The organism is Kangiella taiwanensis (assembly GCF_020005165.1).
GTDB classification, from domain to species: domain Bacteria; phylum Pseudomonadota; class Gammaproteobacteria; order Enterobacterales; family Kangiellaceae; genus Kangiella; species Kangiella taiwanensis.
In genome coordinates, this window is sequence record NZ_JAHCLT010000002.1 from 224,262 (window position 1) to 237,315 (window position 13,054).

The window sequence follows — 13,054 nt, forward strand, 5'->3', positions numbered from 1 at the left end:
CGAAGTTTGTGATCAAATATCAATCCTTCTTACTTGTCGTAGGATCTTCTTCTGGCTCTCCACCAGAGCCTCCTGTGTATACTTCAAGCGCAACTTCCTTCGGTTCAAACAAAGGTTGTTGAATTTCTTGAGGTTGTACCATAGATAAATAGCAGATCATTGCGATAGATTCAAACATAATTAAGTACCTCTAACAGTAGTTATTTAGGAAAAAATACGATATAAAACAAAATTAATAATGGATAGCAAAATGCGCATCCGCCTAGTCGTTACCATAACTTATTGCTTTTTAACGATATTATTATTTTAAAGAACGGGCGTTATGGGTTTCTTTGTATAAATATTAATCAATATAGTTTAATAAAAACGTGAAGTAAATTTTACATTTGATAAATAATAGTTATGAGAAATTTTTTTTATAGATACGCTATCCCTTTGATTTTAAGTCATATTTGCATTATTCTCATATTTGCATTACCCCAGTTAAATTCATGGATGGAGTACAATCGCTCGGCAGTAAACTCAGGTGAATTTTGGCGCTTGGTGACACCCAACTTTGTTCATTTAGGAGTCCGTCATACTCTTCTCAATTTAGCCGGGTTGTGGTTTACCATGGCGCTATTTATAAACTTGCTCAAGAATACTGATTGGTTAATTTGGTTCACTCTTCTTTTTGTTGGGAATATCCTTGGGCTGCATTTGTGGGTTCCCTCATTAGAGCAATATGTTGGAATGTCAGGAGCCCTTTATGGCTTAATCGCTGGCGCAGCTGTAGCTGAGTTGCGTCTAGGAATAAAACTGAGCGGCCTTTTACTGATCATAGTTGGCTTGAAGATTTTCATTCCTCAATTTATTGGTGAGGAAAGTAGCTACAACGAGTGGTTGGGTGGCAATGTTATTGAGGAAGCCCATATCATAGGCTTTATTCAAGGTTTAATATTGGGTTTAGTTTGGCCAAAGAGTCGCCTTAACAAACCGAACTCAATAAAGGCCAAACTAAACAATGATAATAAACCCGCCTAAATGCTTATCTTGGCACGGTTTTTTTCAAGTGTTTTAGCACCAATACCCTTAACCGCTGTTAATTCGTCAATCGACTTAAATGGACCGAACTTTTGTCGGTAGTCAATGATTGCCTGAGCTTTTTTCAGACCAACACCTTTTAACACAGCTGCAAGCTGACTAGAACTCGCCGTATTAATATTGACCTGAGACAGTTTCTGCTGGCTTTGACTTTTTGGAGTTCTCTCAACCTTATCTTGAGCTACTAGGTTTTGACTGAACAAACAGGTAAGTACGATTGCAAGTGATGCAAAAAATTTCATTCTTTAATCTCCTTATTAGAACAATCCCTTGTTGGCGACAACCGCCAACAAGGGGAGATTAATCGAGACGGATAACTGTTACAAGTGGCTTACGATAGAATCAGAGATATCGCACAAGGCTTGGTAAGGATTGTTTGCTTGGGTGATGGGGCGGCCGATAACTAAGTAATCAGAACCTGCATTTAATGCTTGTGACGGTGTCATGATACGGCTCTGATCGCCCTTATCACTTCCCTCTGGACGAATGCCTGGCGTTATCAACTTAAAATCTTTCCCGCATTGCTGCTTGAGTTGCTTAGCTTCCCATGAGGAACACACCACTCCATCCAGACCTGAATCTCTGCTCATTTGGGCCAGGTGCGCAACTTGCTCCGCTAAGCCACGTTGATAACCTAACTCGCTAAAAACTTGTTCATTCATGCTTGTTAACATGGTTACTGCAATTAATAGCGGTTTGTTTTCTTCGTGCTCAAGTGCTTCTCTTGCCTTTTCCATCATCACTCTGCCACCCGACGCATGGACATTAATCATCCATACCCCAAGCTTTGCTGCTGCTTGGCAAGCTTTGGCAACCGTGTTCGGGATATCGTGAAACTTTAAATCAAGAAACACATTATAGCCTTTGGCTACCAACTCTTTGACAAAATCAGGACCAAATAACGTAAACATTTCTTTGCCGACTTTAAGTCCGCAAAGCTTTGGATTTAACTGCTCTACAAGCGCGAGAGCTTCCTTTTTATCATTATAATCAAGTGCGACTAAAATTTTTGGTTCAGACATGACTTACCTATTTACTATTCACCCTCAATGCCCTTGATTGGCTTGACGGAACTCCACTCTTTACAGCTCGGACACTGCCAATAAATGGCTTTTGTCTCAAAACCACAATTATGGCAGGCATAACGTGGTTTACGAGCAATTAACTTCTCTACAATATCATCCAACAACTGCAGGCTGGGTTTGGCTGAATCTTGTGCATGCTCGATATGCAATGCAATCAGTCGTTGAAGACCTTTTAACGACGGCCGGTCTTGTAAAAACCCACCGATTAACTCGGCAGCTGCTCTATCATCTTTGTCGTGCTGAATAATTTTAGATAGCTCCACTAGAACAGAAACGCCAGCACCCAGCTCAAGGCTCTTATCTAAAAAATTCTTATAACCTGTGCGGTCTTTAGTGTGGTGGTACGCTTCAGAAATACTGGGTAAAGCTTCTGGTAAGAACGCAATATCTTGTTGCAATATCCGTTGGTAAGACTTAATGGCTTGCTTATAATTTTTTTGCTGCAAATGAATATCACCTTGCAACAGACTGGCGCGAACGGAATCTGAATTGATGCTAAGAGCTTTCTTAACGTTCGCTAAAGCAGCCTTGATATCACCTTCTTGGCGCTTTTGGCTTGCTAGCTCACAATAAAAGTGTGCAATGGGCTTGGTTTGTTCCACACCAATACTTGATTGTAACTGCTCAGCGATTTTCGCAGCATCATCCCAGTCGCGTGTGAGCTGGTGAATATTTAGTAATTGAACCAAAGACTCATTTTTATGCACCGGATCAGCCAGCAATTCATTAAACAGCTTTTCCGAACGGTCATACATACCAACCGCATTGTAATCTAAACCAAGCTGGAATAAGGCTGTATTTCGATCTTTTGATGACAATTGAGGGCGTGCGATGAGATTTTGGTGCAATCGAATCGCTCGATCAACCTCACCCCGCTTTCGAAACAAATTACCCAAAGCCAAGTGGGTTTCTACAGTATCAGTGTCAACTTTGAGCAGGTCAATAAATGTATCGACAGCCTTATCGGGTTGCTCGTTCAATAAGTAATTGAGGCCTTTGATATAGTTACTGGAGAGACTGTTACCTTGCTTGCCTTTGCGACTTTTACGCCCCATGAGGAAACCAGACAGTGCAGCAAGGGGTAGTAACGCTAACACCCCATACAGTAACCACTGGTTCATTTAAAATGGATCCTTCGCAGCAATAGATTGTTGACGGAGTTGCTGTAATTCCTTCTCTGCCTTTTCAAGTTTCTTTTTGGTTCGGCTGAAACGATGTCTATACTTATAAACAGCAAAGAGCATACCAAGAATACCAAGCACCAGACCACAAAGCCCTGACCAGAAAACGACCAACGATAAAGCAAGTTCAGTGGTACCAAACAGATAATTAACGGTAATCGCTTGGTCATTATTTAGTGCAAACACTGTGCTGATCACTAACACAACCACAAATAGAATAATGGCTATAATCTTACGCAAACTCGCTCCAAGCTGTTCATTGTGCTTGTACGTGCCTTATCAAATAAGGACACGGACAGTATTTTGGGTGTATTTCTATGGTTTAATGGGCTTGTCCTTACCCTCATCAACTCTCTCGCGCAACTCTTTACCAGGCTTGAAGTGAGGTACATGCTTCCCTTGTAAAGTGACTGACTCACCTGTTTTCGGGTTTCTGCCGACACGAGGAGCTCGGTAATGAAGCGAAAAGCTTCCAAAGCCACGGATCTCAATTCGCCCACCATCTGATAGCGTTTCAGACATCTGGTCAATCAGTGACTTCACTACCAGTTCCACATCACGAACCGATAGCTGAGGATTTTTATCCACTAGACACTCAATCAATTGTGATTTTGTCATTGGTCTAGACCTCCATTTAATTGAATACCCATTAGTATGGGGTATTTCACTGCAAAAATCATCTAACTATTTTAATTATATGGTATTTTTTACAAATTTCCACATTAGCAACAGGCAAAAAAAAGCCCAGCAAACGCTGGGCTTTCATGATTTTAAGAAAAATCAGCAGTGAGATTACTCGTCATCACCTAGCTGCTCTTTCAATAAATCACCTAGAGTTGCAGGAGAAGAGCTCTGCTCGTTGCTGAATTCTTTGATTGCTTCAGCTTCTTCTGCAGCGTCTTTCGCTTTGATAGACAAGGTTAAGTTACGGTTTTTCTTGTCTACGCCAACGAATTTCGCTTCGATGTCATCACCAATGCTTAGGTGCTTGCTTGCATCTTCAATACGCTCAGGAGCGATATCAGAAGCACGAACATAACCTTCAATGTTCTCTGCTAGCTCAACTGTTGCGCCTTTAGCGTCAACATCGATGATTTTACCTTTAACTACAGAACCTTTAGGGTGCTCGCTTAAGTACTCAGCAAATGGATCTGAATCAACTTGCTTAATACCTAGAGAGATACGCTCACGCTCTGCGTCTACAGACAATACAACTGCTTCAACTTCGTCGCCTTTCTTGAAGTCACGTACCGCTTCTTCACCAGAAACTGTCCATGAAATATCAGAAAGGTGTACAAGACCGTCGATACCACCGTCAAGACCGATGAAGATACCGAAGTCAGTGATTGATTTGATTTTACCAGTCACTTTGTCGTTCTTGTTGTGAGTTGCAGCGAATTCGTTCCAAGGATTAGGCACACATTGCTTAATACCTAGAGAAATACGACGACGCTCTTCATCAATGTCAAGAACCATAACTTCCACTTCGTCACCTAAGTTAACAACTTTAGATGGGTGGATGTTTTTGTTAGTCCAATCCATTTCAGAAACGTGTACTAGACCTTCAACACCGTCTTCAATCTCTACGAAACAACCATAATCAGTTAGGTTAGTTACACGACCTTGTAGACGTGCGCCTTCTGGGTAACGGTCATTGATATCAACCCATGGGTCAGAACCAAGCTGCTTGATACCTAGAGAAACACGGTTACGCTCACGGTCAAACTTCAATACTTTAACGTCGATTTCGTCACCAACTTGTACCACTTCGCTTGGGTGCTTAATACGCTTCCACGCCATATCTGTAATGTGTAGAAGACCGTCAACACCACCCAAATCAACGAATGCACCGTAATCAGTAAGGTTCTTAACGATACCTTTAAGCTCTGCACCTTCCTCAAGGTTAGCAAGAAGCTCTTCACGCTCTGCACTGTTTTCAGACTCGATAACAGCACGACGAGAAACCACTACGTTGTTACGTTTTTGGTCAAGTTTGATAACTTTAAATTCAAGATCAACACCTTCAAGGTGTGAAGTATCACGTACTGGACGAACGTCAACCAATGAACCAGGAAGGAAAGCACGAATTGACTTAACTTCAACAGTGAAACCACCTTTAACTTTACCCGTGATAACACCTGTAACTGTTTCGTCTGCTTCATGTGCAGCTTCAAGCACACCCCAAGCAGCGATACGCTTAGCACGCTCACGTGATAGACGAGTTTCACCGAAACCGTCTTCTACTGCGTCTAATGCTACTTCGACTTCGTCGCCAACGTTAACTTCTAGCTCACCCTTGTCGCTCATGAATTGGCTACGAGGGATAACGCCTTCTGACTTTAAGCCAGCGTTAACAACAACAACTTCATTATCAATATCAACAACCGTACCGGTGATGATAGCGCCTGGACGCATTTCTACGTTCTGTAGGCTCTGTTCAAATAGTTCTGCGAAATTTTCGCTCATTCGTTAGTACCTGATACACTCTGCTAAGACTTTCTTAGACAGAGACTTAGTTAAAATCACCATGCGACTTTCCCGTTGCCATGGGTCAATGAGTTTTATTAGTTCATCATCCGTGCGAACTAACTTTTCCAATCACTGTTCAGAAAAGCCTATAAAATCAAGGATTTGCTGAACCACTTCATCAATCGTTAAATCTGAGCTATCAATAACAAAAGCACCCTCTGCTGGCACCAATGGGGCCACAGTACGAGTGCGATCACGCTCATCTCTATCGATGATGCTTTTTAGAAGGTGCGAAATATTAGCATCTACGCCCTTTTCGATCAACTGTTTATGGCGTCTTTCTGCCCGTATTTCGGGGCTTGCAGTCAAAAACACCTTGTGCTCGGCATCAGGAAAAACCACCGTCCCCATGTCACGACCATCGGCAACAAGACCAGGCTTCTGCCTGAATTGTTTCTGACGTATCAGCAGCGCCTCACGAACTTCAGGAATCGCCGCCACTTGTGAGGCCATGGCGCTGGTTTCGTCTAAGCGCAATTGAACGCCAACATCTTCACCATTTAGTAGCACTTTTTGCTCACCATCGGGTTGCGGATCAAATACCACATCCAAGTCCAAAGCGGCTTGTGCAACCTTGTCTACCTGGTTGATATCAATATCATTTTTGATGACCGCTAATGCTGTCAGCCGATACAAAGCTCCGCTATCCAATAAGTGGTAGCCGAGCTTCGTGGCTAATATCTGGCTAATGGTCCCTTTGCCTGAACCGCTAGGACCATCAACCGTAACTACTGGGATCGTTGGCGTTTCACTCAAACCAGCCCCCTACTTCGTCATTTCTCGTAAAACTCGAATGAACTTGGCGTTTTCTTCTTCTAAACCAATGCTCACACGCAGGTGGTTTGGCATTTCATAGTTCGCCACAGGACGAACAATAACGCCTTGCTCCAACATGTGCTGATAAATCGGTCCAGCTGGCTTGCCCATATCCACGGTAATAAAGTTAGTCACTGATGGAATATAGTCATAGTTAAGCTCTCTAAAAACGGCTTCCAACTGCTCCATACCTGCTTTATTGACGTCTAAGGCACGTTGTAAGTACTCATGGTCATCTAATACTGCTTCTGCCGCTGCTAAAGCCAAAGAGTTCATATTAAACGGCTGACGTGGGCGGTTGATAAGGCCTGTAATTTCTTCATTCGCTACCGCATAGCCTGCTCGAACACCGGCTAAACCGTACGCCTTAGAAAAAGTACGAGTCACAATGAGGTTCGGATAGTCTTTAATCCAAGGAATCGTTTGTGGGTAGTCTTTATCTTCTACGTACTCGTAATACGCTTCGTCTAAAATGACTAAAATGTCTTCTGGCACCTTATCCATGAAGGCTTTTAGCTCACCAGACTTAACCCAAGTACCTGTTGGATTGTTTGGGTTAGCGATAAATATCATACGAGTATTTGACGTAATCGCTTCGGCCGTGGCTTCTAAATCATGGCCCCAGTCCTTCGCAGGAATCACAACTTTCTTAGCGCCAATTGCTTGCGTCACAATGGGGTAAACCACAAACGCATGCTGCGAAAAAATCACTTCATGCTCAGGAGCAACAAATACGCGTGCAATCAGCTCTAAAACATCATTCGAGCCATTACCCAAGGTAATTTGATTGATGTCAACGCCAACACGTTCAGCGATTTTAGCCTTAAGATAATAGCCGTTCGCGTCAGGATAGCGTGCTAATTCAGAAAACTCTTTCTCCATCGCAGCTTGCGCCTTGGCGCTGATACCGATTGGGTTTTCATTGCTCGCCAACTTAACAATATTAGTAATACCCAGTTCTCTTTCCAGCTCCGAAATCGGCTTACCCGGCTGATAAGGGTGTAACTCTTGAACCCCTGAATTCGCTAACTGTATAAAATCACAACTCATAACAGACTCCGTCTTAATTCTTACGCTCAGCGCTTTATCGATAGAAAAATAGGCTGTAGCCATATAAATTTGCGCACATTATCCAAGAAAAAGTGTCAACTTTCACCCCAAATAACCATAAATCTTGATATTGAGCTGAGATATAAAAAAGGCCGCAACAAGGCGGCCTGAAATATCTATAGGTTACTTCTTTTTAGTTAGAAGTTAACTGAAAAGCCTAAACGTACTGAACGCGGGCTTTGGTAAGCAGTTGGCGTTAAGTAGTTAGGGTTTGGATTACCCGAGTCAGTTTCAGCTGTTTCTACAACCTCTCGATTTGCCTCTGTAGTCCAAGCATTAAACATATCCATACGGAATGTTAGGGCATACTCTTCTCCCCAATGAGGTCTGTATTGTAAGCCTAAGTCTAACTCGCGAATAGAAGGTGTTCTGCCACGACTACCTCGAGGCACCAACTGGCCGTTCTCATAAAATGACTCAGCGCCGTAAGCAGCTGCAAACGCATCTGTAGGATGTACACCGAACGCATTCACAGGGCGACCGGACTGCCATAAGAAGTTATAGCTCAATTGCCATTCGTCTGCTAAACCAAAGCGCCCGAATAACTTTAAAGTATGGCGACGATCATTAGGCAAGTAACCGTAGGCACCATCAAGCAGTCCAGGTTGGTCAAACAAAGTTGTTAACCCGGCGTCATCTTGACCGTTATCACTTCGGACGAAACCTTCATTGTTACCATAGCTTTGCGACCAGACATACGAACCTTGCAGGGCCCAATCGCCATCCCATGGACGCTCAAAGTCTAACTTAATTGCATTATATTTACGCTCTGACTCTGGATAACCAAGTTGTTCTGCGCTTAAATCAGCAAATTGTTCAAACTCAGGAAGATAAATTCTCATATCTTGCCCAGGGTTAGTAAGAACATACTGATGGAAGCCTGTCCAAACGTCTTCTGGGTCTTCACCATCAACGGTCTGAGTCATGCCATTTTCTTCAGCCCAGTCTAATACTGCAGCATCAATAGCAACATCTTCAAGCGTTGACTTCAGATCACGATGAATGAACTGGATACCAGCGGTAACATTATTTTCAAATGCCATCTCATAGCCAACAGAATACTCATCCTGATACATAGGGTCTAGATTTTGATTAACGATGGCGCGCTCGTCAGCAACTTCCCCGTTACCAAATACTGAGACAGGACCTAAAGCAGGACCTTTGATTGGACTATCATCAGCATTTAATCCATTTAACTCAAAAAATTGTTCTGTGAAAAACTCAGAACCAGCTAAACGAACGTTGGTATTGGTCGCAACAGGAAGATGGTAGCGACCATAGTTAGCAAATAGTTTTGCAGAACCGTCACCATTAATATCCCATGCCATGCCAAGTCGAGGGGCAAGCTGGTCATCAATTTTGGTGAAAGTATTACCATTAGCATTTTTATTATCAAAATACTCGTTACGAAGACCAAGAGTTAAAGTGACATCACCTAGGCTCCAGATATCTTCAATGTAAAGCGCTCGAGACTTAGTGTCGAAATCACCACCATTGAAGTAAAAACGCTCTCTCACGTTTTCTCCTGTACTACTCCCTGCATCATCGTTATATAACCAATAAACACCGCCAGAGTATTGTTGCAGATCAGAAGCAGTATAGTTTTCTTCATCGAAGCCAAAGCGTAGCTGGTGATCACCTAAATACCAGTCAAAGTCCAATCGGAATGCATCTTTTTCATCACTAGATGTCCCTACTAATCCGTTTGCCCAGTTACCGAGGTCACGACGAACACCGCCTCTTATATCGATAATAAGAGGGTTATTGTCCAATGCGCTGTATGCAGTTCGGTCATACTCACTTTGACCATATAAAGCTCTAACACCTAAATCTCCAAACTGACCGTTATAGCTTAATATATGATTGTCGCCACCAGCGTTCTGGAAAGCTACGCGCGGGTTAGATCCGTCAAGGTCTGTAGTAACAAACTGGGAGCTGCTGCCGTCAGAAAAACCTGTGTATTCAACCAAGTGGTTAGCCGAGAGCTGCCAATCTATTTTAGCTCCCCAGAAAGCATCATCATTAGTGCCGGTCTGAATTTGAGAGCCACCACTGACTAAATCTTGAGTTTCGTTATCACGTGGATTGTAAAGAGCGTAGAAGAATAACGTATCTTCTACAATCGCACCGCTCGCATGAATAACTGCATTTGTGAAGTCATCTTCATCACGACTGTTGTCTGTTAAAACAGTGCCGTCACTAGGGCGTACAATATCTTTTCTACGGTCACGCAAGCTATCCGGCTCCCAAAAAAAGTCGACTCCCCACTCAAACTCATTAGTACCAGACTTTGTTACAGCATTAACCACACCACCTGTTGAGCGACCAAACTCAGCACTATAGCCACCCGTTTTAACTTGGAATGCCTCATAAAACTCAAACGGGATGGTACTGCCACCAAGTCCATTACGGAAGTTAGTCACATTAAAACCATTGATGTAGTAAGCATTCTCACCTACTGTCGCACCACCAAATGAAGGTAGGTTACCAAATGCAGAGTCACCCTGCAGTGTTCCCGGTGCAAGTAAAGAAACAGCAGTAATATTTCTACCCACCGGCAATACGTCTACTTCAGCTTCTGTGATGTTTAGTGCAGACTCTGCCGTGGTGGTATCCAAGCGAATGCGACCAGACGTAACAGTTACTGTTTCTACACCCTCCTCAACAAGGTCAACGTCAATATCAGCTCGAGTACCAATAGCTACTGTTACATTTTGTGTATAGCTTTGATACCCATCCTTAGATACAGTGACTTTATATGAACCGACTGGTAATGCAGGAAAAAGATATTCGCCATCCACATCCGTTCGTACCGTACGTGTTAGGCCTGTGCTTTCATTAGTTACGGTTACCGTTGCATTGCCAACAGAAACATCACCAGCAATAACACCATTTACGTTACTGGCTGCATGTAGGCTTGCGCTACCTAACCCTAACGCGACAACCACAGCGGTGTGCGCTACGGCCTTTTTAAAGGAAAAATGGTTCCCCATAGACATGTCTCCTCTCATGTTTGATGATTTTTTTTGTACTAAACCCTAGATTTTTTTATGAATTTAAATCTTGAGCAATGGAAAACCTAATAGGTTTGGAAACACTTTGCAACAGTTGCTTACATATGCAAAATCACGCCTATTTGAACATAGAGTTTTCTTTAACAAGCATCCAAAATGGTTTTATTAATTTTTTCTAATAAACAACTCGAGTAAAATCTTGCTATTGTTGAGGTATAAGCACTTTATAACGAAAAGCTATAATGGTGATTATCATCACCAGTAAGAAATCTTTTCCTAATTTACAAAAGTGAATATAGATTAAAGGCTAAAAGAAATGTAATTTTTTGTGACGCTGTTCACAAAAAACTTTCCGTAAGCCATAAAGTGAATTAGAGTGTAATGCATATTTGCTTTGGCAATAATTTATATGCGCACAGTCATTTATAAAATAGGTCGAATAAAAGTCGTTATAGTGATTTCCATCATTGCAGTACTTTTAGCGGTGGGACTTAACTATATATTTCAGTCTTTTCAAGAGGTTACGTATAGTTATAGCTCTCTTATTCGTGCCGCTGTGATTCCACTAATCGTCGCTCCTATTTTATCTTGGTATTTAGTTGGCTTGTTCGTTCGCGTGATTGAACTTGAACAAAAAATGACAGAATGGGCCTTATTCGACCAACTCACGGGCTTGCTTAATCGACGCGCCTTTCTTCATCGTGCAGAACAGGAATACTATTTGGCAAAACGCCAAGAAACAACGTTTGGTGTTGTCGTTCTCGACCTGGATCACTTTAAAGATATTAATGACCAATATGGTCACAAAGCTGGTGACTCGATTCTAAAAGACTTTGGGGAGCTTGTGCTAAAGCAGATTAGACAAAGCGACATATCAGGACGTATTGGTGGCGAGGAATTTGCTTTCATCTTACCCAACACTAACTTAGTTCAATCTAAAGTGTTTGCCGAGAAGTTACTGGCAGTCGTATCCGATAGAGTGGTAACGATTGACGAGCAAGCGATAAAATACACTGCGAGCATCGGTATTACAGTGTCTTTCCCAGAAAATGATTTTAAGATTAATAACTTAATTCACCATGCTGACCAGGCTTTGTACGAAGCCAAGTCAGCAGGTAGAAACTGTTATAAAGTGGCAGAGAGCTTACTTTAACTTCTGTTCAAACTGATCCATAAAACGAATCAAAGTTTCAACGCCTTCAATAGACATAGCGTTGTAGATACTCGCCCTGAGGCCGCCAAAGGTTTTATGACCTTTTAATGCAATTAAGTGGTTCTCTCGAGCTTCACTTAAAAACTGCTCTTCATGTTTGCGATCTTTCATCTGAATAGCGACATTCATAAAAGAGCGCGAGCCTTTTGCTACAGGAGAATGATAGAAGTCTGATTGATCAACATAATCATACAGCATATGTGCTTTCTTAAGATTACGCTGGTGCATTTCTTCAATCCCCCCCTGCTCTAACAACCACTCAAACACCAGACCAGCAAAATAAATACCGAAACTAGGCGGTGTATTCGGCATGGAGCCCTTAGCTGACACATGAGGGTATTGGAATAAAGCAGGAACTCGCTCTGTTTGAAAGCTATCAAACAAATCTTCACGAACAATCACAATCGTCATGCCAGATGGCCCGATGTTTTTCTGGGCACCTGCGTAGATTAACGCATACTTCTCGATATCAATCGGTCGAGACAAGATATCGGAACACATGTCGCTGACTAACTTTCCTGCAAATCGGTCAGGATCGTCTTGGAACTGTACGCCGACAATGGTTTCGTTAGACGTAAAATGAAGGTATTTACCTTCATCCTTAAGCTCCCACTCATCTTCAGGAACAAGCTCCAGTAGACCATCAGAGTTGGTTCGGATTCCTTGCTGAATATGCATATCATTAAAGCGCTGCGCTTCCTTAATGCACATTTTGGACCAATGATCCATGTCAAGATAGTTTGCAGTTTCACCTGGCGCCAGAAAGTTCATCGGAACCATAGAGAATTGATGCGATGCACTGCCGTGCATAAACAAAACTTTATAATTGTCAGGAATATCTAGAAGCTGACGCAACTTGGCTTCAGTGTTATCCAATATCCCCTGAAAGTCAGGTGTACGGTGCCCGAGCTCCATGACTGAGCAACCGTAACCGTTCCAATTTAATAACTCTTTTTGCGCTCGCTCTAATACTTCTGTTGGTATTGCAGCAGGCCCGGCACTGAAATTAAATGCACGAGTCAT

General features: G+C 42.5%; 13 protein-coding genes. 2 read left to right on the forward strand and 11 right to left on the reverse strand.

Going from position 1 to position 13,054, the window contains the following annotated elements:
* Positions 1 to 19 precede the first annotated feature (19 nt).
* Positions 20 to 178, reverse strand: a complete 159-nt coding sequence (locus KFK88_RS06550; protein ID WP_223577972.1) for a hypothetical protein — start codon at positions 176 to 178, stop codon at positions 20 to 22.
* 224 nt (positions 179 to 402) lie between these two features.
* Between KFK88_RS06550 and rrtA the strand changes: the two genes are divergently transcribed.
* Entirely contained in the window at positions 403 to 1,023 is a 621-nt protein-coding gene (rrtA, locus tag KFK88_RS06555) for a rhombosortase (protein ID WP_223577973.1), read from the forward strand.
* On the opposite strand, the gene KFK88_RS06560 is transcribed toward rrtA, so the two are convergent.
* The 9 genes from KFK88_RS06560 to KFK88_RS06600 form a co-directional block, all read right to left on the reverse strand.
* Entirely contained in the window at positions 1,020 to 1,325 is a 306-nt protein-coding gene (locus KFK88_RS06560; protein ID WP_223577975.1) for a ComEA family DNA-binding protein, read from the reverse strand. The genes rrtA and KFK88_RS06560 overlap by 4 nt on opposite strands.
* Before the next feature lie 78 nt (positions 1,326 to 1,403).
* Entirely contained in the window at positions 1,404 to 2,105 is a 702-nt protein-coding gene (gene pyrF / locus KFK88_RS06565; protein ID WP_223577977.1) for an orotidine-5'-phosphate decarboxylase, read from the reverse strand.
* 14 nt (positions 2,106 to 2,119) lie between these two features.
* The gene (gene lapB, locus KFK88_RS06570) at positions 2,120 to 3,289 is read right to left on the reverse strand and encodes a lipopolysaccharide assembly protein LapB (protein WP_223577978.1); all 1,170 of its coding nucleotides are present in this window, start codon (positions 3,287 to 3,289) and stop codon (positions 2,120 to 2,122) included.
* On the reverse strand, positions 3,290 to 3,589 hold the full coding sequence (locus tag KFK88_RS06575; RefSeq protein WP_223577979.1) for a LapA family protein: 300 nt from the start codon (positions 3,587 to 3,589) through the stop codon (positions 3,290 to 3,292).
* Between the two features lie 75 nt (positions 3,590 to 3,664).
* Complete coding sequence (locus tag KFK88_RS06580) at positions 3,665 to 3,967, reverse strand: integration host factor subunit beta (RefSeq protein ID WP_223577980.1); 303 nt, start codon at positions 3,965 to 3,967, stop codon at positions 3,665 to 3,667.
* Between the two features lie 174 nt (positions 3,968 to 4,141).
* Positions 4,142 to 5,815, reverse strand: coding sequence for a 30S ribosomal protein S1 (gene rpsA, locus KFK88_RS06585; protein ID WP_223577981.1), 1,674 nt, complete (start codon positions 5,813 to 5,815; stop codon positions 4,142 to 4,144).
* Between the two features lie 132 nt (positions 5,816 to 5,947).
* Positions 5,948 to 6,634 carry a (d)CMP kinase gene (gene cmk / locus KFK88_RS06590; RefSeq protein WP_223577982.1) on the reverse strand — a complete coding sequence of 229 codons (687 nt, stop codon included), beginning with the start codon at positions 6,632 to 6,634 and terminating at the stop codon, positions 5,948 to 5,950.
* A 9-nt stretch (positions 6,635 to 6,643) separates the two neighbouring features.
* On the reverse strand, positions 6,644 to 7,744 hold the full coding sequence (gene hisC, locus KFK88_RS06595) for a histidinol-phosphate transaminase (protein ID WP_223577983.1): 1,101 nt from the start codon (positions 7,742 to 7,744) through the stop codon (positions 6,644 to 6,646).
* Positions 7,745 to 7,941: 197 nt separating this feature from the next.
* Entirely contained in the window at positions 7,942 to 10,797 is a 2,856-nt protein-coding gene (locus KFK88_RS06600; RefSeq protein ID WP_223577984.1) for a TonB-dependent receptor, read from the reverse strand.
* Positions 10,798 to 11,227: 430 nt separating this feature from the next.
* Here KFK88_RS06600 and KFK88_RS06605 point away from each other — a divergent pair, with 430 nt between their 5' ends.
* Positions 11,228 to 11,971 carry a GGDEF domain-containing protein gene (locus KFK88_RS06605; protein WP_223577985.1) on the forward strand — a complete coding sequence of 248 codons (744 nt, stop codon included), beginning with the start codon at positions 11,228 to 11,230 and terminating at the stop codon, positions 11,969 to 11,971.
* Here the strand turns inward: KFK88_RS06605 and serC are convergent.
* Entirely contained in the window at positions 11,963 to 13,054 is a 1,092-nt protein-coding gene (gene serC / locus KFK88_RS06610) for a 3-phosphoserine/phosphohydroxythreonine transaminase (RefSeq protein ID WP_223577986.1), read from the reverse strand. The genes KFK88_RS06605 and serC overlap by 9 nt on opposite strands.

Bases quoted from the DNA above. Each gene is read 5' to 3' on its own strand.
- KFK88_RS06550 (WP_223577972.1), bottom strand. From the start codon at position 178: ATGTTTGAATCTATCGCAATGATCTGCTATTTATCTATGGTACAACCT.
- rrtA (WP_223577973.1), top strand. From the start codon at position 403: ATGAGAAATTTTTTTTATAGATACGCTATCCCTTTGATTTTAAGTCAT.
- KFK88_RS06560 (WP_223577975.1), bottom strand. From the start codon at position 1,325: ATGAAATTTTTTGCATCACTTGCAATCGTACTTACCTGTTTGTTCAGT.
- pyrF (WP_223577977.1), bottom strand. From the start codon at position 2,105: ATGTCTGAACCAAAAATTTTAGTCGCACTTGATTATAATGATAAAAAG.
- lapB (WP_223577978.1), bottom strand. From the start codon at position 3,289: ATGAACCAGTGGTTACTGTATGGGGTGTTAGCGTTACTACCCCTTGCT.
- KFK88_RS06580 (WP_223577980.1), bottom strand. From the start codon at position 3,967: ATGACAAAATCACAATTGATTGAGTGTCTAGTGGATAAAAATCCTCAG.
- rpsA (WP_223577981.1), bottom strand. From the start codon at position 5,815: ATGAGCGAAAATTTCGCAGAACTATTTGAACAGAGCCTACAGAACGTA.
- hisC (WP_223577983.1), bottom strand. From the start codon at position 7,744: ATGAGTTGTGATTTTATACAGTTAGCGAATTCAGGGGTTCAAGAGTTA.
- KFK88_RS06600 (WP_223577984.1), bottom strand. From the start codon at position 10,797: ATGGGGAACCATTTTTCCTTTAAAAAGGCCGTAGCGCACACCGCTGTG.
- KFK88_RS06605 (WP_223577985.1), top strand. From the start codon at position 11,228: ATGCGCACAGTCATTTATAAAATAGGTCGAATAAAAGTCGTTATAGTG.
- serC (WP_223577986.1), bottom strand. From the start codon at position 13,054: ATGACTCGTGCATTTAATTTCAGTGCCGGGCCTGCTGCAATACCAACA.